This is a genomic window from Streptomyces sp. NPDC024698, assembly GCF_055559015.1.
This window is the reverse complement of sequence record NZ_JBVHLK010000001.1, coordinates 478,644-497,626: the sequence shown is the minus strand read 5'-3', so window position 1 is coordinate 497,626 and position 18,983 is coordinate 478,644. Positions and strand designations below refer to the sequence as shown.

The following is an 18,983-nucleotide window of genomic DNA, read 5'->3' as shown; positions in this document are numbered from 1 at the left end:
CACGTGACGGAGGACGCGCCGAAGACCCAACGACGCCCGGAGATCCGCGAGTTCCTGATGAGCCGCAGGGCGCGGGTCTCGCCGGCCGAGGCCGGGCTCCCGGACGGCGGCGCCCGCCGCCGCACCCCCGGGCTGCGCCGCGAGGAGGTCGCCGTCCTCGCGGGCGTGGGCGCCTCCTGGTACCAGTGGCTCGAACAGGGCCGGGACATCTCCGTGTCGTCGCAGGTCCTGGACTCCGTCGCCCGCGTGCTGCGGCTCAGCAACACCGAGCGGCGCCATCTGTACACCCTGGCCGGACTGAACCCGCCCGCGCCCGAAGTCGCTCCCGGGGACCGGGACATGTGCGAGGGGCTGCGGCGGCTGATCGACACGTGGATGCCGTATCCGGCGCACATCATGGACCCGTACTACAACTGCGTCCTGTACAACGACGCCGCCGCGGTGGTCCTCGGCATGCGTCCGGAGAACACCCAGAACTGCGTCGTCGACTTCTTCACCGACCCGCTCTACCGCGGCCGTTCGCGCACCTGGGAGACCAACGCCCAGACCGTCGTGGCCCAGTTCCGCGCCTCGTGCGCCGCCGCCCCTGACGACGAGGGATTCCGTGAACTGCTGGCCGAACTGACCGCGGCCAGCCCGGAGTTCGCGGAGCTGTGGGACCGGCGGGACATCGAGGACGCCGGGCAGATCCGCAAGGAGCTCGACCATCCCCTCGTGGGGCTGCTCGCCGTCGAGTCCACCGCGATGAAGGTGCCGGCGCGACCCGACCTCACGATCGTGCTGCACACACCGCTGCCGGAGGAGAACACGGCCGCGAAGCTGGAGTGGCTCGCCTCGCCCGAGGGCCGCCGGGGCTCGATGTACCCGGTGGCCGGGTGACCCGTCGGCCGGAGACGGTGCCGGTACTTCGTATGCTCTGGTCATGACCGACAGCAGCGCGCTCGACCCCGAGGACCGCAAGATCGTCACCCTGGCCCGCTCCGCGCGGGCCCGCAACGGTGTGCCCGAGGGCGCGGCCGTACGCGACGAGACGGGACGTACGTACGTCGCCGGGACCGTGGAGCTGGAGTCCCTGCGGCTGAGCGCCCTGCGGACGGCCGTGGCGATGGCCGTGGCGTCCGGGGCGAAGTCCCTGGAGGCGGCGGCCGTGGTGTCCGAGGCCGCCGCCGTCGCCGACGACGACCGCGCGGCCGTACGGGATCTCGGCGGGCCCGCCACGCCGGTGCTGCTGGCCGGGCCCGACGGCGCCGTGCACTCGACGGTCACCGCGGGCTGAGCACGGTCACCGCGGGCCGAGCACGACCGCGCCCCGGGGGACCGATCTCCCCCCGGGGCGGTGCCGTACTTCACCGGGCGCCCAGGAGCCTTGTCCTGGCCGCCCCGGGAGACTTCTCGCGGTGGCCTCAGAAGCCGAGCTTGCGCAGCTGCCGGGGGTCGCGCTGCCAGTCCTTGGCGACCTTCACGTGCAGGTCGAGGAAGACCGGCGTGCCCAGCAGGGCCTCGATCTGCTTGCGGGACTTGATGCCGACGTCCTTCAGACGCTTGCCCTTGGGACCGATGATGATCCCCTTCTGGCTGGGGCGCTCGATGTAGAGGAAGGCGTGGATGTCCAGGAGCGGCTTGTCCGCGGGACGGTCCTCGCGCGGCAGCATCTCCTCGACCACGACGGCGATGGAGTGCGGAAGCTCGTCGCGGACGCCCTCCAGGGCGGCCTCGCGGATCAGCTCCGCGATCATGACCTGCTCCGGCTCGTCCGTCAGGTCGCCCTCGGGATAGAGGGCCGGCCCCTCCGGAAGCAGCGGGACGATCAGATCGGCCAGCAGACCCACCTGCTTGTCGCCGACCGCCGACACCGGGACGATCTCGGCCCACTCGAACCCGAGCTCACGGCCGAGCTGGTCGATCGCGATGAGCTGTTCGGCCAGCGTCTTGCTGTCGACCAGGTCGGTCTTCGTGATGATCGCGATCTTCGGCGTCTTCTTGATCGACGCCAGCTCCTTCGCGATGAACCGGTCGCCCGGGCCGAGCTTCTCGTTCGCGGGCAGGCAGAAGCCGATCACGTCGACCTCGGCCCAGGTGGTGCGCACGATGTCGTTGAGCCGCTCGCCCAGCAGGGTGCGCGGTTTGTGCAGGCCAGGGGTGTCGACCAGGATCAGCTGGGCCTCGGGCCGGTGGACGATGCCCCGCACGGTGTGCCGCGTGGTCTGCGGCTGGTTCGCGGTGATCGCCACCTTCTGGCCGACCAGAGCGTTCGTGAGGGTGGACTTGCCCGCGTTGGGGCGGCCCACGAAACAGGCGAAGCCGGCGCGGTGGTTCCCCATCGCCTCGGGGGCGTGAGAGGTGCCCCCGCCCTCGGACGGCTCGGATGACTGGTTGCGAACGCTCATGGCGCCCATTGTCCCTGATCGTCGGGGGCCCGCCGTACCAAGCTGTTCGACAGCCGGGAAGCGGTCGCCCCGGCACCCTCGCCGCGGTCGCCCCGGCGCCCTCGAAGTCCTCGTTCCGCTACCCCCGCGCGGAGCGTGCCACGGGCGCGGACCGCGTGCCTCCCCGGTGAGGATTCGGTAATCGGGGCGCAATGAAACACGGCGGAAACGCGGGCGTGCGCAACCGGAAACGCGAGGCCACGACGCTCTGACGACGCCCCCACTCGTGCCCCCACTCCGTTGGAGAGACCGTGACTCTGGCCGCTTCCCGGATCGACACCGGCGACACCGCCTGGCTGCTCGCCGCCACCGCGCTCGTCCTCCTGATGACCCCCGGCCTCGCCCTGTTCTACGGCGGCATGGTCCGCGCGAAGAGCGTGCTCAACATGCTGATGATGAGCTTCGTGTCGATCGCGCTGGTCACGGTGGTGTGGCTGACCGCCGGCTACTCCCTCGCCTTCGGCCAGGACGCCTTCGGCGGGCTCGTCGGCGGTCTCGATCACGCCGGAATGGCCGGAATAGGGCCGGACAGCGTCCGGGGCACCGTCCCCACCCTGCTCTTCGCCACCTTCCAGCTCACCTTCGCGATCATCACCGCAGCGCTGATCAGCGGCGCGGTCGCCGACCGGACGAGGTTCGGGGCCTGGCTCGTGTTCGTGCCCGTCTGGGCCCTGCTCGTATACGTTCCCGTCGCCCACTGGGTGTGGGGCCCGGGCGGCTGGATCCACGACGGCCTCGGCGCGCTCGACTTCGCGGGCGGCATGCCGGTCGAGATCGCCTCCGGGGCCTCCGGGCTCGCGCTGTGCCTGGTGCTCGGACCGCGTCTCGGCTTCAAGAAGGACGCCATGCGGCCCCACAACCTCCCCATGGTCGTGCTCGGCGCCGGTCTCCTGTGGTTCGGCTGGTTCGGCTTCAACGCCGGGTCCGCCCTCGGCGCCAACGGTCTGGCCGCCGCGGCCTTCCTCAACACCCTCGCCGCCGGCTGCACGGGCCTGCTCGGCTGGCTCCTCGTCGAGCAGCGCCGCGACGGCCACCCGACCACGCTGGGTGCGGCCTCGGGCGCGGTCGCCGGTCTGGTGGCCATCACCCCCTCGTGCGGGGTGGTCTCCCTGCTGGGGGCGCTCGTCGTCGGGCTCGCCGCCGGTGTCGTCTGCTCGTACGCCGTGGGCTGGAAGTTCAGGCTGAACTACGACGACTCGCTGGACGTCGTCGGCGTCCACCTGGTCGGCGGTGTCATCGGCACGCTGCTCATCGGCGTCTTCGCCGTCCACGGGATGACCGGCGGACCGGAGGGGCTGCTCTACGGCGGAGGGCTCGCGCAGCTCGGCCGGCAGCTGGTCGCCGTCCTGGCCGTCGGCGCGTACGCGTTCGGCGCCACGTACGGCATCGGCACCGTGATCGACCGGTTCGTCGGGCTGCGCGCGGACGAGGAGCAGGAGCGGACCGGCCTGGACCTTACGGTGCACGCCGAGAGCGCCTACGATCACGGGGTCCTGGGCCACGGCGCCCCGGTGTCCTCGTCCCTCCCCGTCGCGCAGAAGGCCAAGCCCCAGGCATGAAACTCATCACCGCGATCGTCAAACCCCACCGGCTCGACGAGGTCAAGACCGCCCTCCAGGAGCTCGGCGTGCACGGCATGACCGTCACCGAGGCCAGCGGCTACGGACGCCAGCGCGGGCACACCGAGGTGTACCGCGGCGCCGAGTACCGCGTGGACCTGGTGCCCAAGGTCCGGATCGAGGTCGTCGTCGGGGACACGGAGGCCGACGCGGTCATCGACGCGGTGGTCAGGGCCGCGCAGACCGGGAAGATCGGGGACGGAAAGGTGTGGTCCGTACCCGTGGAGACGGTCGTACGGGTACGGACGGGCGAACGCGGGCCCGACGCACTCTGAGCGTCACCACCACCCCCGCGCCCGCGACCGCGATGAGCACGGCCACCAGCCAGGGCAGCGCGAGGAACGACACCCGCGCCGACTCCTTGGTCCCCGGCGCGCTCGCGGTCAACGTCACGTCGCCCCAGTCGAGTTGGGGAGCCCCGTGCCAGGGGGCGCTGAGTCGCACCCGCTGGCCGGGGAGCAGTTCCGAGGGAACGCCCGCGAGCTCGCGGGACAGCAGCGTGCGCCCGAAGAGGCCCTCGGCCCTCAGCCGCACCCTGGGATCGAGCGTCACGTTGCCCGTGTTGTGGAGGGTGTACGAGACGGTGGCCGCGGCGGAGCCCGTGCCGGGGATCAGCGGCTGGTGGTGGGTGAGGCGCACCTTCTCCACGGCCAGGGCGGGGACGGCGGGCCCGCCGACCCGGAGATAGACCCGGGCGGCGACGGCGCGCCGCACCCCGACGGACAGGGAGCCCGAGCCCTTCTCGATCCGTTCGTCGAGCGCCACCAGCGCGCCCGGATGGTCGCCGGGCTCGGCCCGCTCCGGGACCCGCAGCGTGAACGGCACGGTCACCCTGCCGTGCGCGGGCACGGTGACCCGGGAACGCGCGGGCCGGGCCCACGCTCCCACCCCGCGCTGCTTCTCGGCCAGGGTGCGGACGGCGAAACCGCCGTCGCGGGCGGTGTTGTAGGCGTCGGCCGCGTACAGCCGGAACGTCATCGGCGCGCCGGTCCTGTTGGCGACGGTGACCTTGTCCCGGAGCGTCTGGCCGGGGTCGGCGGAGAGATAGAAGTAGGGCCGCGCGGCGATGCGCGAGGAGACGGGGTAGACCGACCAACTGCCGTTGTCGGCCGCGTACGAGGGCGTGGCCACGAGGGCCAGGAAGGCGGGCAGGACCAGGAACACGCTCAGGAGGAGGGCGTACGGCTTGCGCATGGGTGCGGACCCCCGCGGACGGCATCGGCGGACTGATGGCTGTCGTCGTGACAGCCCCTGCGTGGACGGGCGGGTGCGCGCCCGGCCACCGGGGTGCGGAAGACCGGTCGAGTGGCGGACCGGTCAGCTGAGCGTCAGCGTGAGCACACCGGAGTAGGTGCCCGGGGGCGTGAACTCCGGCACGTTCAGCGACAGTCCGGCGTCGACGGTGAACTCACCGCCGGTGAGCGCCCCGTTGGGGGTGGACGCCAGCGTCGCCCCCGAGGTGCCCACCGTGCCGGACGAGCCGGCCTGGCAGGTGCTCGGGCTGCCGGCCTTGGTGGAGCAGGCCGGGGTCCAGCTCAGGGCACCGGCGCCGATCTTCGCGCCGGGGCCGGTGAAGTCGGTGACCTTGCCGGTCAGGGACCAGCCCGCGGGTCCGCCGCGGAAGTCCTTTACCGTCACCGTCTGGAGCGCGCCCGTGGAGGCGCCGCCCTTGCCGTAGTCGACCGCCGACAGCGCGACGGCGTCCCCGGCCTGGGTCATCGACAGCGTTCCCGCCCTCACCGTGGTGGTGAGTTTCTGACTGCCGTCGGGGACGGGCGTGTTGTCGATGACGACGTACGCCGCGGGACCCGCTCCGGTGTCCGCGTTCCAGCTTCCTCCCTCGTACGCGACCACGCCGGTCGTCGTCTTGTCGTTGACGACGAGCGAGCCGCTGAAGGAGCCCTGGGCGTTCGCGGTCACGGTCGCCGTGTCGGCGGTCTGGGTGGACCCGGACCGTCCGGCGAGGGTGACGCTGGCACCCGGGGTGAAGTCGCTGCCGGTGACGGTCACGCTGTCACCGGGGTTGCCGGAGGCCGAACCTAGCTGGATGGCCCGGGTGTTGGTCTGTCCTCCGCCGGTCGCGGTGACGGTCTCCGACACCGGGGCGGGCGGGTTGGTGACCGTGCACGGGGTGTCCAGTTCCAGGATGTAGCTGGTGTGGATGTTGTAGTCGCCCGGCGAGAGGGTGATCGCGCCGGGAGCGGTGACCGTGAACGTGCCGGTCATGGAGAACGACGGGAAGGCGCCCCGTCCCGGCACCGGGTCGTTCTTCTTCGGCCCCGCGACCGTGACACTGCCCGTCTGCGCACCACCGACGGTGACCTTGCCGGTCGGCGTCATGATGTCGGCCGGCAGGGCGAGGTCGGTGGGGTTGCTCGCGGCGGGTGTGACCACCGTGTAGGTCACGGTGACGGTGTCGCCGACCTTGGGGCTCGCGTTGTCCACCGTGATCTTCGCGGTGGTGGTGCCGTCGATCGGGGGGAGGCCCGCGATCGCCGGCGGAATACAGTGCGTGGCGAAGTCCACGTTCACGGCAGCGGCGCCGGCCGGGGAGGCCAGCGCACCTCCCGCGGTGAGCGCGAGCACGGTCGCCCCGAGCAGTGCCGCGAGGCGGCGTCTTCGGGTTGTCGGACCCGTGGTTGACATGGCTGTTGCCCCCTCCTGAGGGATGCGGGCGCAGCGGCTCGTCTGCGCCGCCAGGGGGACATTGATGTGCCGGTCGTGCGAGAAGTCAAGGGAGTCCCGGCGCAGCGACTGATGGCCCATCAGTTTCTGTCATGGTCGGCAACTCGGCTTGCAGGGGGCGGAGTTGTCGCCGGTGTCGAGACTGCGGGGGAGCCGGGCCGGTGTCGCTGCGCGCGGGCGGCACCGGCCCTCTTCACGTCGGGGCGGGGTGGATCAGTCGAACACGAACGGACCCGGGGACTGCGGTGCGTCCGCCGTACAGGTGATCGTGATGCCGAAGATGGTCATCTTCAGGGAGCCGCCGTAGAACTCCAGGCTGTCGCCGGAGGCGACGGTGCCGTCGAGGGGGCCCACCGACACCCCGCCGCCGATGGCCATCGCGGGGTTCTTCTTGCCGGTGAAGGCGGTGGTCCCGCCGCTCGCGTTCACCAGGGAGAGCGTCGAGGTGACCGAGTTCGCGGCGATCGGGATCGGTGCCGTGATGGCGGTGGAGCTGAGGGTGATGGTCGCGGCCGTGCCGTTCTGGGTGGCCGTGAGGGTGGCCGCGCCGCCGCCACCGATGGTGCAGGTCGCGTTGACGGTGGCCGTCTGGGGAGTGACGGCCGCGGCGGCCGGCGCGAAGGCCAGACCGGCCGCGGCGAGGGTGCCGGCGGCTAACGCCGAGACCGTTGCGAGTCGCTTGCCTCTCATCGAAATCCCTTCCCTTGTGGGGAATTGCCATGTGGGGATGGTCGGGACGGAGCCGTCCGCCCTGGTCCGGGCACACGGGCTCCTCACCTTCGTGCCGGTGAGGGTGCGGGGAGACGTGTACGCGGACCGTCCGCTCGTGGGGTGCGGCACGCCGTGCGGAGGCGTGTCCGACGGTCCGTCGGAATGTGCGGTTCCATTGAGGCGCGGGTGCCTTGCGATGACAAGAGAAGCGGGCCGGCCCCTTCGACGGTGCTGAAGAATGGCCGAAGTTGGACCCGGGTAGCCGGGCCTCTGGTGATCGGGCGCCCCGGCCCGGGAGGTCACCGCCGGCCGGTGGCGGGAGCGAGGTCCTGGAGGCCCACCACGCGCAGCAGCCGCAGACGCTCGTGGGACTCGGTGCCGGGGCGTGCCGTGTGGACGACCAGGAGTTGGTTGTCCCCGGAGCTGAGCAGGATCTCGCAGTCGAGTTCCAGCAGGCCGACCGTGGGGTTCAGGAACCGCTTCGTCGCGGAGCGCCGCACGGCGACCTCGTGGGACTCCCAGAGCTCGGCGAACTCCTCGCTCGTGGCGCGGAGTTCGGCCACCAGCGCGGCCGGGGCCGGGTCGGTGGGGCGGGCCGCGGTGACCGCGCGCAGGTTGGCGACATGGGAGCGGGCGTGCCCGGCGCGGTCCTCGGGCGGGAAGAGGGACCGGGCGGCCGGGTCGGTGAAGAACCGGCGTACGAGATTGCGCCCCGGTTCGGCCTGGCCCGTCAGCGCCGCCGCCATCGCGTTCTGCGCGAGCAGCTCGCCGAAGTCGGTCACGACCTGGGCGGGCGCGTCGTGCAGCCGGTCGAGGATCAGCAGCAGCCCCGGGCGCACGTGCGAGGAGGCGCCCGGGGCGCGGGGCGGTTCCTCGCCGGCCAGATGGAAGAGATGGTCCCGCTCGTCGCCGGTGAGCCGCAGCGCCCGCGCCAGGGCGCCCAGCATCTGACGGGAGGGGCGGGGTCCGCGGGACTGCTCCAGCCGGGTGTAGTAGTCCACGGACATGCCCGCGAGCGCCGCCACCTCCTCGCGGCGCAGGCCGGGGGTGCGGCGCCGGGAGCCGGCCGGGAGCCCCACGTCGGAGGGCTCCAGACGGGCTCGGCCACGGCGCAGGAAGTCGGCTGTCCCGGGTCGGTCCACCTCTCCAGGGTGACGCGTCCCGCCGGTCTTATCCAGGGACCGCCGATCCCTGGATCAGGAGGTCTCTCCCGCCCCGTCCGGCACGGGGGGACGGTGGAGGCCGACGAGAGGAACACATCATGCTGACACTGGTGACCGGAACCACCGGCGAGGTCGGACGCCGATTCGTCCCCCGCCTGCTGCGAGCGGCGCCCGCCGGTGACCGGGCGAGGATCCTGGTCCGCGACGAGTCCAGGGCGGCGGCCCTGGCCGGGCTCACCGGTCCGACCGGCCTCGGTCCCGAGATCGCCGTCGGGGACCTGCGCGACCCGGAGACGCTGGGAAAGGCCCTGGTGGGAGTGGACGCGGTGGTGAACATCGCGGCCGCCTTCCGCGGCGTTCCGGACGACGAGGCCTGGGCGGTCAACCGCGACGCGGCGCTGGAACTGGGCCGCGCCGCCGCCTCCGCGGGGGTGCGCAGGTTCGTCCAGGTCAGCACCAACCTGGTGTACGGGACCGGCCGGGGCCGCCCGCTCACCGAGGACGACCCGAGCGTGCCCGGCGGCGAGATGTGGGGTGCCTATCCGGCCTCCAAGGCGGAGGCCGAGCTCGGCCTGCTCGCCCTGGACACGGACATGGAGGTCCGGATCGGCCGCCTGCCCTTCGTGTACGGGGAGGGCGACCCGCACCTCGCCGCCTCACTGCGGTGGGCCGGGCGGTGGGCCGCCACCCAGCGGCTTCAGATGGTCCACCACGCGGACGTCGCCCAGGGCCTGCTCCGGCTGCTCCACGCCCCCGCCGTGGGCGGCACCCCGGTCTACAACATCGCCGACGACGCCCCCGTCACCACCGTCGACCTGCACCGGATCAACGGCGTCGAGGTGCCGCCCGCCCTGTACGAGCGCACCGACCCCGACCCCTGGAACGGCATCGTGTCCACCGACCGCATCCGGCACGACCTGGGCTTCCGCCCGGTGTACCCGTCCCTGTGGACGGCTCGCGACGCCGGCGCCCTGTGACCTGCCCGGCGGCCCTCTCCCGGAGCCTGCCCGGGAGCGCCGCCGGTTCGGGCCGCCGCCGGTTCAGTCCACCCCCTTGATCCGCACCACGAGCACCGCCCCCGCGAGCCCGATCACCGCCGAGATCAGGTACAGGACCCGGTACCCGCCCAGATACGTCACGATCGGGGCGGCCAGGACCGGGGCCGCGACCTGGGGGAGGGCGTTGGCGATGTTGATGACGCCGAGGTCCTTGCCGCGGTCGAGGGCCTTGGGCAGGACGTCGGTCATCAGGGCGAAGTCCACGGAGGTGAAGACCCCGAAGCCGATGCCGAGGACGGCGGCGGCGGCGATCGCGCCGGGCCAGGTCTGCCAGCCGGCCAGTGCCGCCGTGGCCACCGCCATCAGCACGCCGGACCAGATCACGAACGGCTTGCGGCGCCCCAGCCGGTCCGACCACACTCCGCCCACCACGACCGTGGCGAGCAGCGTGATCCCGTTCACGGCGGTGAGGACGAGAACCCCCTGCTCGGGGTCGTCGAGGTGGAGCCGGTCGCGCAGGTAGTAGAGCAGGTACAGCAGCACGAGGGCGTTGCTGAGGTTGATCAGGAAGCGGGTCAGCCAGGCCCAGGCCAGGTCGGGGTGCTCGCGCGGACTCAGCCGGAAGGAGGCGAGGAACTCCCGCCCCGACCAGGGCGGCCGGGCCGACGCGGGCAGCCGCAGGTCCTCGAAGCGCACGACGTACGGCAGGACGCCGACCAGGGTGAACACCGCGCACGCCGCGTAGCCGCCGCCGGTGCCCCCGGCCACCGTCGCGAGCCCGGTGCCGCCGACCACGCCGAGGATCTGCGCCGCGCCCAGCCAGCCGCCGACGCTGCCGCGCTGGAGCCGCGGCACCCGGTCGGGCACCGCCGCGGTGACCGCGGCGAACGCGGCGTTCAGGGTCAGCTGGACCAGGCACCAGCCCGCCGCCATCGTCCACACGCCGCCCGCGCCCGCGAGCAGCAGCAGGGACAGCGCGCCGCCGGCCGCTCCGGCCACGATCCACGGAGTCCGTCGGCCCCATCGCGCGGTCGTCCGGTCGGACAGCGCGCCGAAGAGCGGGTTGGCGACCAGCGAGACGACCGCGCCCGCGCCCGTCACCCAGGCCAGCATCGTCTCCTTGGACATGCCGGAGCCGGTCGCGAAGTCCTCCGCCTGGGAGGCGAGGAGGATCTGGAGGGGGCCGTACCAGCCCACCCAGATCGCCCCGTTGGCGAGCGAGAGCGCGGACGTCCAGCCCCGGCCTACCCGTTCGACGGGCTCGGCGAGCGCGGACGCGGGCAGGGGAACGGCGGCGTCGGCCGCGGTCATCTCTGTGCCCGCAGGGCGTCCCGCAGCCAGGCGTACGAGGCCTTCGGGGTCCGTTCCAGGGTGTCGTAGTCCACGTGCACGAGGCCGAAGCGGCGCTGGTACCCCTCCGCCCACTCGAAGTTGTCCATCAGGGACCACACGAAGTAGCCGCGGACGTCGACGCCCTGCTCCAACGCCCCGTGCAGCGCCCGTATATGACCGTCCAGGAAGGTGATCCGCTCCTGGTCGTCGACGCCCTCGTACGAGCAGCCGTTCTCGGTGATGACGACCGGCGGGAGCCTGTCGCCGTAGCGCTCGCGGAAGCCGGTGAGCAGCTCGGTGAGGGCCTCGGGCACGACCGGCCAGCCGAAGTCGGTGACCGGGTACCCCTCCAGTTCCTTGACGGTGAACGGCAGTTCGGCGGGCAGGGTGAGTCCGCCGAACTCGATCTCCGCGCCCTCGGGGGCGCCCACCTTCGTCGGCTGGTAGTAGTTGATCCCGTACCAGTCGACCGGCTCGCCGATGATCTTCAGGTCCGACTCGACGTCACCGGGCATCAGTTCGGCGATGCCGTCGGGGTAGCGGCCCAGCAGGACGGGGTCGGCGAAGAGCCGGTTGAGCAGCAGGTCGTAGAAGTCGGCAGCCTCGACGTCCTCGGTGCGGTCCGAGGCCGCCCAGGTCGGGCCGTGCGAGTTGGCGATCCCGATGTCGCCCGCCCCGGCCGCGCGCAGGGCCCGTACGGCCAGACCGTGGGCCAGGAGCTGGTGGTGGGCCACCGGCAGAGCGTCGAACAGGAGCTGTCTGCCGGGGGCGTGGGCGCCGAGCGCGTGCCCCAGCAGGGTGTGCTCGGCGGGCTCGTTGAGGGTGATCCACTTCTTGACGCGGTCGCCGAGGCGTCCGGCGACGACCGAGGTGTACTCCGCGAACCGCTCGGCGGTGTCCCGGTCCATCCAGTCCAGTTCCGCCGGAAGGTCCCAGTGGAAGAGGGTCGGCACGGGCCGTACGCCCGCCGCGCACAGCGCGTCGACCAGGCGGTCGTAGAAGTCGAGGCCGCCGGGGGAGTTCACCCGGGGCCAGGAGACGGAGAAGCGGTACGCGTCCACGCCGAGGCCGGCCAGCAGCGCCACGTCCTCGGGGTAGCGGTGGACGTGGTCGCAGGCCACCGCCGCCGTGGAGCCGTCCTTGATGTGTCCGGGCGCGGCCGTGAAGGTGTCCCACACCGAGGGACCGCGTTCGTCCACCGCGCCCTCGATCTGATGGGCCGAGGTGGACACGCCCCAGAGGAAGCCGGAGGGGAACTGGGGGAGAGGGATCGTCGCCATGCGCGATCATCCGTACCTGCGGTAACGGAAGTCAACGGTGCGGCGTGAACCCGTGGCCGGGGGCCTTCGGCACCCCGCCTTCGGGCCCAGCTCACACGCCTCCCTCGGGCCCCTGCCTCAAGCCCCCTCCTTCAGCACCCGGGAGATCAGCTCGCGCTGGTCGTCCGTGAGCCTCGGGTCGGCGGCGTGGACGGTCCTGCCGTCCACGGTGATCTCGTAGCTGAAGCCGTCCGGGACGCCGGCCGGGGGCGTGCTGTGTCCGGCGGCGAGCGCCCGTTCGGCCAGGGCGCGCCACTCGGGGGCGTCGGGCCGTGCCGAGGTGTCCACCTCGGCACGGCGCTCGATGCCCGCGAACCCGCCCGTACGCCGCACTTCGATATGCATGGGGTCCTGTCTAGTACGAGTCGGGCGCCGGGGGCTATGGCGCTTTCCGCCGGGCCTACGCGGACGGCACCCCGACCTGTTCCCAGGCCTTCGTCACGGCCAGGAGTTCCTCCCCGTCGTTGTACCGGGTCCTCGCCGCGGCGAGGGTGAGCCGCGCGAAGTCCGAGAAGAGGGCCTGCTGCGGGAGTTCGCCACCGGTCAGCACGTCGTACCAGATCTGTCCGGCCCGCTCCCAGGCGTGGCCGCCGAGGGCGCCGGCGACGAGGTAGAAGGCGTGGTTGGGGATGCCCGAGTTGATGTGGACGCCGCCGTTGTCGCGGTCGGTCCTCACATAGCCGTCCATGGTCCCGGGCTGCGGGTCCTTGCCGAGCGCGTCGTCGTCGTACGCGGTGCCGGGAGCCTTCATGGAACGCAGGGCGGTGCCGGTGACCCGCGGGGCGAGCAGTCCGGCGCCGATCAGCCAGTCGGCCTCGGCGGCGGTCTGGCCGAGCGTGTACTGCTTGATCAGCGAGCCGAAGACGTCCGACATGGACTCGTTCAGGGCGCCGGACTGGCCGTAGTAGGTGAGGTTCGCCGTGTACTGCGTGACGCCGTGGGTCAGTTCGTGCCCGATGACGTCGACCGGGATGGTGAAGTCGAGGAAGATCTCGCCGTCCCCGTCGCCGAACACCATCTGCTCGCCGTTCCAGAAGGCGTTGTTGTAGTGCGTGTCGAAGTGCACGCTGGCGTCCAGCGGCAGGCCCTCGCCGTCGATCGAGGTGCGCTGATACGCGTTCAGGTACAGGTCGAAGGTCGCCCCGAGGCCGGCGTAGGCGCGGTTGACGGTCGCGTCCTTGCCCGGCTTGTCGCCCTCGGCCCTGACCTTCTTGCCGGGGAGGTCCTGACGGTGGCGGGCGTCGTAGATCGTGCGGTGCGGCGCGGGGGCGCCGGTCCCCGCGGGCGCGGCGACGGCGGGCGCGCCGATGACGGTGGTCAGCCGGCGGTGGGTGCGCTCGTACGCGTCGCGCTCCAGGGTCTGGCGCGCGGGACCGGAGAGCGCGGGGTCCTCGTGCTGGGCGAGCTTGTCGAGGACGTGGGGCGGCACGATGGTGCAGTGGACGGGCTCGAAGCCCCCGTTGGTCGTCATGCCCGGCACCCTTGCACTGCGTGATCTCGTTGTCACTACGTGCAACCATGATTGGTGAAATGGGGCGATAAGGAGCCTGCGGTTCCGCATGGAAGTGGTATGGCGCACTTTTTGTCCCTTTCGGGGCATGCGATCCCGCATACTGATACGGCCCTCCGCACGGAGCGAGGCTCCGCTAGGCTGCGGAGCATCATGCGTTTCGGGCTGCTTCTCCTTAGCTGCCGCGGCGAGGGCCTGTAGTCGAGGCCGACCCCCTCCCCGCGGAGTCTGGCGTTGCGCCGTCGGCCGTCCTTCCGGACATCCTGAGGAGCCTACGCATCATGGCGGACAGCCAGACAAGCCAGCACGCCCGTATCAACCGTCAGCGGCCCACGTCGATGCCGGTCCACAAGTACGGCCGGTACGACCAGGTCGACATCCCCGACCGGAACTGGCCGGACAACCGGATCACCGTCGCCCCCCGCTGGCTCTCCACGGACCTGCGCGACGGCAACCAGGCCCTGATCGACCCCATGTCGCCCGCGCGCAAGCGTGAGATGTTCGACCTGCTGGTGAAGATGGGTTACAAGGAAATCGAGGTCGGCTTCCCGGCGTCGGGCCAGACGGACTTCGACTTCGTCCGCTCGATCATCGAGGACGAGACCGCGATCCCGGACGACGTGACGATCTCCGTACTGACCCAGGCCCGCGAGGACCTGATCGAGCGGACCGTCGAGTCGCTGAAGGGCGCCAAGCGCGCCAACGTGCACCTGTACAACGCCACCGCCCCGGTCTTCCGCCGCGTGGTCTTCCGCGGTTCCAAGGACGACATCAAGCAGATCGCGGTCGACGGCACGCGTCTGGTCGTCGAGTACGCGGAGAAACTGCTGGGCCCCGAGACCGAGTTCGGGTACCAGTACAGCCCCGAGATCTTCACCGACACCGAGCTGGACTTCGCCCTGGAGGTCTGCGAGGCGGTCATGGACGTCTGGCAGCCCGGCCCGGGCCGCGAGATCATCCTCAACCTGCCCGCCACGGTGGAGCGTTCGACCCCCTCCACGCACGCGGACCGCTTCGAGTGGATGGGCCGCCACCTGTCCCGCCGCGCGTACGTCTGCCTGTCGATCCACCCCCACAACGACCGCGGCACCGCCGTCGCCGCCGCCGAACTGGCGCTGATGGCCGGCGCCGACCGGGTCGAGGGCTGCCTGTTCGGCCAGGGCGAGCGCACCGGCAACGTCGACCTGGTCACCCTGGGCATGAACCTGTTCTCCCAGGGCGTCGACCCGCAGATCGACTTCTCCGACATCGACGAGATCCGTCGTACGTGGGAGTACTGCAACCAGATGGAGGTCCACCCGCGCCACCCGTACGCGGGCGACCTGGTCTACACGTCCTTCTCCGGCTCCCACCAGGACGCCATCAAGAAGGGCTTCGACGCGATGGAGGCCGAGGCGAAGGCCAAGGGCGTCACCGTCGACGACATCGAGTGGGCCGTCCCGTACCTGCCCATCGACCCCAAGGACGTCGGCCGCTCCTACGAGGCCGTCATCCGGGTCAACTCGCAGTCCGGCAAGGGCGGTATCGCGTACGTCCTGAAGAACGACCACAAGCTGGACCTGCCGCGCCGGATGCAGATCGAGTTCTCGAAGATCATCCAGGCGAAGACCGACGCCGAGGGCGGCGAGGTCACCCCGAAGGACATCTGGGCGACCTTCGAGGACGAGTACCTGCCGAACCCGGACAACGCCTGGGGCCGCATCCAGGTCCGCACGGGCCAGTCGACCACCGACACCGACGGCGTGGACACGCTGAAGGTCGAGGCCACCGTCGACGGCCGGGACACCGTCCTGACCGGTACCGGCAACGGTCCCATCTCCGCCTTCTTCGACGCCCTCCAGTCCATCGGCATCGACGTACGCCTGCTGGACTACCAGGAGCACACGATGAGCGAGGGCGCCTCCGCGCAGGCCGCGTCCTACATCGAGTGCGCGATCGGCGACAAGGTTCTGTGGGGAATCGGCATCGACGCGAACACGACACGCGCCTCGCTGAAGGCCGTCGTCTCCGCGGTCAACCGCGCTGCCCGCTGACCTCTCCCACCTGGTCCTTTCCGGCCCCGTCCGCCTTTCGAGGCGGGCGGGGCCGGGTCGTGTCCCGGCCAATTCGTGTGCAGGTCACAAGCAGGTCTCGTCGCAGGTACTGACTACACCTCAACAATGTGGCTAACATCACGCCAGCGCGGCGATGTTGCCGTGGCGTTACGGAGGTGTGCGACGTGCTGCCAGGATGGGGACGAAACGGTCGTGCAGTTCAGGTTCCCCGCATCCTGGGCACCCGTACGGCGTGGAGCACCGTGGGCGACGGGGAGTTCTTCTGCCCCGGCTGCGGCGGCGACCGCAACTACGAGCGGCTCACCGGCCGGCGCCGCTTCACCCTTCTGGGTGTTCCCGTCCTCCCGCGCGGGGAGACGGGGCCCGTCGTCGAATGCGCGGCCTGCCGCAGCCACTACGGCGCCGACGTCCTGGACCACCCCACCACCACCCGCTTCTCCGCGATGCTCCGCGACGCCGTCCACACCGTCGCCCTCGCGGTCCTCGCCGCGGGCGGCTGCTGCGCCCGCTCGTCCCTGGAGACCGCCGCCGCGACCGTCCGCTCGGCGGGCTTCGAGGACTGCACCGAGGACCAGCTGGGCGCCCTCGTCGACGCCCTCGCCGCCGACACGGGCCGCTTCCTCGGCGAGCCCTGCGGAGCGAGCCTTGCCATAGAGCTCCACGAGGCCCTGGACCCGCTGGCCCCGCACCTCGCCGCGACCGGCCGCGAGGCGATCCTCCTCCAGGGCGCCCGCATCGCCCTCGCCGACGGCCCGTACACCCCGGCCGAGCGGGACGCCCTCGCCACCGTGGGCGCGGCCCTGACGATCTGCTCGGACGACGTGACCCGCCTCCTGGCCACGGCCCGCACCCCGTCGTAGCGGCCCCGCCGCGCACCGCCGCGGTACTCCCCGGGGAGTAACGGCCGCCGCTGCACACCCGGCGCAGTAGGGCCCGGCTCGCTCCCGCGGGCGACGAAAGGCGGCCGCCGGACCGGAAGTCTGGAACGGGAAACAGACATCCGGACCGAAGGGAGGCCCTGTCCATGGGGCCCGGAGGAACACGTACGCGATGGCGGGCCGTGCCGTGGGCGGTGCTCGCCCTGTGGGTCGGGCTGCTCGCCGCCGTCGGGCCGTTCGCGGCGAAGCTGTCGGACGTGCGGCACGACGGCGCCGTCGACTATCTGCCGTCGAGCGCCGACTCGACCCGGGCCGCGCGGATCGAGGACCGGCTGCCCGGCGGGGAGGTCACCGAGCTGGTGCTCGTCTACCACCGCGACGGGGGCCTGCGACCGGCCGACCGGGACACCGCGGCCCGCCAGGTCGCCGCGATCACCCGGGCGAACCCGCTCACCGCCACCCCGAGGGCCGTGCCGTCCCCCGACGGCACCACCCTGATGTATCCCCTCGCCTCCACCGCGCCGGGCACCGACGAGAAGAAGCGCGACGCGTTCGTGAACGGCGTCCGTGACCTCGCCCGGGACTCCGCCGGGATGAACGTCGTCGTCGGCGGGCCCGGGGCCCTGGCCACCGACGCGGGCGAGGTCTACGACTCCCTCGGCGGACCGCTGCTCTACACCACCGTCGCGGTCGTCGCCCTCCTGCTGATCCTCATCTACCGCAGCCCGCTGCTCTGGCTCGTCCCGCTCGCCGTCGCGGGTGTGGCCGACTACCTGTCGATGGGCGTCACCTACGGCCTGCACCAGGCGTTCGGCACCAGCGTCTCCGGCCAGAGCACGGGCGTGATGACGATCCTCGTCTTCGGCGCGGGAACCGACTACGCCCTGCTGATCATCTCCCGCTACCGGGAGGAACTGCGGCGCGTGGAGCGCCCCTACGACGCCATGAAGGAGGCTCTGCGTGGCTGCGGACCCGCCGTGCTCGCCTCCTCAGGGACCGTCGCGGCCGGACTGCTCTGCCTGTTCGCCGCCGACCTCAACAGCAGCCGGGGCATGGGCCCGACCGGCACCGTCGGCGTGCTCTGCGCTCTCCTGGCCATGCTGACCCTCCTGCCCGCCGTGCTCGTCCTGCTCGGGCGGCGGGTGTTCTGGCCGCTCGTCCCGGCCCACGGCAGCGAACCCCGGCAGCGGCGGAGCCTGTTCGCCGCCATGGGGTCCTCCGCGGGCCGCAGGCCACTGGTCGTCCTGGCGAGCGGAGCCGCCCTGCTCGGGGCCCTCGCCCTCGGCACACTGAACCTGCCGGGACCGCTCAAGCAGCAGGACTCCTTCGCCCACCGGCCCGACTCGGTCACCGCGATGGAGACCCTCGCCCGCGCCTACCCCGGGCGGGGCACCCGGCCGATCACCGTGATCACCCCCACCGGACGGGCCGACGCGACGCTGTCTGCCGTACGCGGCCACACCGGGGTCGCGAGCGCGGTGCGCGGACGCAGCGGCGGGGGCTGGACGGAGATCTCCGTCATCGCGCGCGGCGCCCCGCAGTCGGCGGCCGAGACCGCCACGATCAGGGCCCTGCGCGCGGACCTCGGCGGATCGTACGTGGGCGGCCCGAGCGCCCAGCAGATCGACCTCCAGGACACAGACGCCCGCGACCGGCTCGTCGTCGTACCGATCGTGCTCGTCTCGGTGCTGCTGATCCTCGTCCTGCTGCTGCGCTCCCTCGTGGCGCCCCTGCTGCTCGTCGCCGCCGTCATCGCGGTGTGGGGCGCGGCCCTGGGCATCGGCGGTCTCGTCTTCGGCCCCCTGCTCGGGTTCGCGGGCACCGACCCCGGCCTCGGCCTGCTGTCCTTCGTGTTCCTGGTCGCCCTCGGCGTCGACTACGGGATCTTCCTCATGCACCGGATGCGCGAGGAGTCCCTCTCCGGCGCCGAACCGGCCGCCGCCGCGCTGACCGCGCTGCGCACCACCGGGGGCGTGATCGCCTCGGCCGGCCTCGTCCTCGCGGCCACCTTCGCGGTGCTCACGAACATGGGCCTCCTCCAACTGGTCGAGCTCGGCTTCGTCATCTCGGCCGGGGTGCTCCTCGACACCTTCCTCGTCCGTACGTACCTGGTGACCAGCGCGAGCGTGGCACTGGGACGGACGATGTGGTGGCCGGGAGGCCTCTCCCGCGAACCGGACCCCGAGGCGGCCGGACGGCCGGACCCCCTCCCCGTCGGCTGAGCCGCACACCGGACGACCGGCAACGGGCGCCCCCGCCTCCCGGCGGGGCGCCCCCTCACGGAAGAT

17 protein-coding genes are annotated in these 18,983 nt (G+C 72.1%); 8 read left to right on the top strand and 9 right to left on the bottom strand.

Going from position 1 to position 18,983, the window contains the following annotated elements:
- Positions 1-57 precede the first annotated feature (57 nt).
- Complete coding sequence (locus ACZ4AA_RS02185; RefSeq protein ID WP_467595100.1) at positions 58-879, top strand: helix-turn-helix transcriptional regulator; 822 nt, start codon at positions 58-60, stop codon at positions 877-879.
- Between the two features lie 43 nt (positions 880-922).
- On the top strand, positions 923-1,276 hold the full coding sequence (locus ACZ4AA_RS02180) for a cytidine deaminase (protein WP_467593820.1): 354 nt from the start codon (positions 923-925) through the stop codon (positions 1,274-1,276).
- 127 nt (positions 1,277-1,403) lie between these two features.
- On the opposite strand, the gene era is transcribed toward ACZ4AA_RS02180, so the two are convergent.
- Positions 1,404-2,396: a GTPase Era gene (gene era, locus ACZ4AA_RS02175; RefSeq protein WP_467593818.1), complete on the bottom strand. Its 993-nt coding sequence runs from the start codon at positions 2,394-2,396 to the stop codon at positions 1,404-1,406.
- 281 nt (positions 2,397-2,677) lie between these two features.
- Between era and ACZ4AA_RS02170 the strand changes: the two genes are divergently transcribed.
- Positions 2,678-3,985 (top strand): ammonium transporter, encoded by a 1,308-nt coding sequence (locus ACZ4AA_RS02170; protein ID WP_467593816.1) that lies wholly within the window; start codon positions 2,678-2,680, stop codon positions 3,983-3,985.
- Positions 3,982-4,320 (top strand): P-II family nitrogen regulator, encoded by a 339-nt coding sequence (locus tag ACZ4AA_RS02165; protein WP_385397140.1) that lies wholly within the window; start codon positions 3,982-3,984, stop codon positions 4,318-4,320. The genes ACZ4AA_RS02170 and ACZ4AA_RS02165 overlap by 4 nt, the downstream gene beginning before the upstream one ends.
- Here ACZ4AA_RS02165 and ACZ4AA_RS02160 read toward each other — a convergent pair.
- The 4 genes from ACZ4AA_RS02160 to ACZ4AA_RS02145 form a co-directional block, all read right to left on the bottom strand.
- The gene (locus ACZ4AA_RS02160; protein WP_467593813.1) at positions 4,214-5,239 is read right to left on the bottom strand and encodes a DUF916 domain-containing protein; all 1,026 of its coding nucleotides are present in this window, start codon (positions 5,237-5,239) and stop codon (positions 4,214-4,216) included. The genes ACZ4AA_RS02165 and ACZ4AA_RS02160 overlap by 107 nt on opposite strands.
- Positions 5,240-5,362: 123 nt before the next feature.
- Entirely contained in the window at positions 5,363-6,691 is a 1,329-nt protein-coding gene (locus ACZ4AA_RS02155; RefSeq protein WP_467593810.1) for a beta-xylosidase, read from the bottom strand.
- Between the two features lie 252 nt (positions 6,692-6,943).
- A complete protein-coding gene (locus ACZ4AA_RS02150) occupies positions 6,944-7,420 on the bottom strand; it encodes a hypothetical protein (RefSeq protein WP_467593808.1) in 477 nt (158 codons plus the stop codon).
- Positions 7,421-7,740: 320 nt separating this feature from the next.
- Positions 7,741-8,583, bottom strand: a complete 843-nt coding sequence (locus tag ACZ4AA_RS02145; RefSeq protein ID WP_467593805.1) for a helix-turn-helix transcriptional regulator — start codon at positions 8,581-8,583, stop codon at positions 7,741-7,743.
- A 119-nt stretch (positions 8,584-8,702) separates the two neighbouring features.
- On the opposite strand from ACZ4AA_RS02145, the gene ACZ4AA_RS02140 reads away from it, so the two are divergent.
- Complete coding sequence (locus ACZ4AA_RS02140; RefSeq protein WP_467593804.1) at positions 8,703-9,581, top strand: NAD-dependent epimerase/dehydratase family protein; 879 nt, start codon at positions 8,703-8,705, stop codon at positions 9,579-9,581.
- A gap of 63 nt (positions 9,582-9,644) precedes the next feature.
- Here the strand turns inward: ACZ4AA_RS02140 and ACZ4AA_RS02135 are convergent, their stop codons facing one another.
- The 4 genes from ACZ4AA_RS02135 to ACZ4AA_RS02120 all read right to left on the bottom strand — a co-directional run bounded on the left by ACZ4AA_RS02135 (position 9,645) and on the right by ACZ4AA_RS02120 (position 13,724).
- Positions 9,645-10,913: an MFS transporter gene (locus ACZ4AA_RS02135; RefSeq protein ID WP_467593801.1), complete on the bottom strand. Its 1,269-nt coding sequence runs from the start codon at positions 10,911-10,913 to the stop codon at positions 9,645-9,647.
- Positions 10,910-12,214, bottom strand: coding sequence for a GH1 family beta-glucosidase (locus tag ACZ4AA_RS02130; protein WP_467593798.1), 1,305 nt, complete (start codon positions 12,212-12,214; stop codon positions 10,910-10,912). The genes ACZ4AA_RS02135 and ACZ4AA_RS02130 overlap by 4 nt, the downstream gene beginning before the upstream one ends.
- Positions 12,215-12,331: 117 nt before the next feature.
- Positions 12,332-12,598, bottom strand: coding sequence for a protealysin inhibitor emfourin (locus ACZ4AA_RS02125; RefSeq protein WP_467593796.1), 267 nt, complete (start codon positions 12,596-12,598; stop codon positions 12,332-12,334).
- Positions 12,599-12,653: 55 nt separating this feature from the next.
- Positions 12,654-13,724 carry a M4 family metallopeptidase gene (locus ACZ4AA_RS02120; RefSeq protein WP_467593793.1) on the bottom strand — a complete coding sequence of 357 codons (1,071 nt, stop codon included), beginning with the start codon at positions 13,722-13,724 and terminating at the stop codon, positions 12,654-12,656.
- 320 nt (positions 13,725-14,044) lie between these two features.
- On the opposite strand from ACZ4AA_RS02120, the gene leuA reads away from it, so the two are divergent.
- The 3 genes from leuA (at position 14,045) to ACZ4AA_RS02105 (ending at position 18,917) form a co-directional block, all read left to right on the top strand.
- Entirely contained in the window at positions 14,045-15,796 is a 1,752-nt protein-coding gene (leuA, locus tag ACZ4AA_RS02115) for a 2-isopropylmalate synthase (RefSeq protein ID WP_467593787.1), read from the top strand.
- Positions 15,797-15,981: 185 nt separating this feature from the next.
- A complete protein-coding gene (locus tag ACZ4AA_RS02110) occupies positions 15,982-16,677 on the top strand; it encodes a TerB family tellurite resistance protein (RefSeq protein ID WP_467593785.1) in 696 nt (231 codons plus the stop codon).
- A gap of 164 nt (positions 16,678-16,841) precedes the next feature.
- A complete protein-coding gene (locus ACZ4AA_RS02105; protein WP_467593783.1) occupies positions 16,842-18,917 on the top strand; it encodes an MMPL family transporter in 2,076 nt (691 codons plus the stop codon).
- Positions 18,918-18,983: the final 66 nt, after the last annotated feature.

Bases quoted from the DNA above. Each gene is read 5' to 3' on its own strand.
- ACZ4AA_RS02165 (WP_385397140.1), top strand. From the start codon at position 3,982: ATGAAACTCATCACCGCGATCGTCAAACCCCACCGGCTCGACGAGGTC.
- ACZ4AA_RS02160 (WP_467593813.1), bottom strand. From the start codon at position 5,239: ATGCGCAAGCCGTACGCCCTCCTCCTGAGCGTGTTCCTGGTCCTGCCC.
- ACZ4AA_RS02185 (WP_467595100.1), top strand. From the start codon at position 58: ATGAGCCGCAGGGCGCGGGTCTCGCCGGCCGAGGCCGGGCTCCCGGAC.
- ACZ4AA_RS02180 (WP_467593820.1), top strand. From the start codon at position 923: ATGACCGACAGCAGCGCGCTCGACCCCGAGGACCGCAAGATCGTCACC.
- leuA (WP_467593787.1), top strand. From the start codon at position 14,045: ATGGCGGACAGCCAGACAAGCCAGCACGCCCGTATCAACCGTCAGCGG.
- ACZ4AA_RS02140 (WP_467593804.1), top strand. From the start codon at position 8,703: ATGCTGACACTGGTGACCGGAACCACCGGCGAGGTCGGACGCCGATTC.
- ACZ4AA_RS02120 (WP_467593793.1), bottom strand. From the start codon at position 13,724: ATGACGACCAACGGGGGCTTCGAGCCCGTCCACTGCACCATCGTGCCG.
- ACZ4AA_RS02105 (WP_467593783.1), top strand. From the start codon at position 16,842: ATGGGGCCCGGAGGAACACGTACGCGATGGCGGGCCGTGCCGTGGGCG.
- ACZ4AA_RS02135 (WP_467593801.1), bottom strand. From the start codon at position 10,913: ATGACCGCGGCCGACGCCGCCGTTCCCCTGCCCGCGTCCGCGCTCGCC.
- ACZ4AA_RS02125 (WP_467593796.1), bottom strand. From the start codon at position 12,598: ATGCATATCGAAGTGCGGCGTACGGGCGGGTTCGCGGGCATCGAGCGC.
- ACZ4AA_RS02150 (WP_467593808.1), bottom strand. From the start codon at position 7,420: ATGAGAGGCAAGCGACTCGCAACGGTCTCGGCGTTAGCCGCCGGCACC.
- ACZ4AA_RS02130 (WP_467593798.1), bottom strand. From the start codon at position 12,214: ATGGCGACGATCCCTCTCCCCCAGTTCCCCTCCGGCTTCCTCTGGGGC.
- era (WP_467593818.1), bottom strand. From the start codon at position 2,396: ATGGGCGCCATGAGCGTTCGCAACCAGTCATCCGAGCCGTCCGAGGGC.
- ACZ4AA_RS02155 (WP_467593810.1), bottom strand. From the start codon at position 6,691: ATGTCAACCACGGGTCCGACAACCCGAAGACGCCGCCTCGCGGCACTG.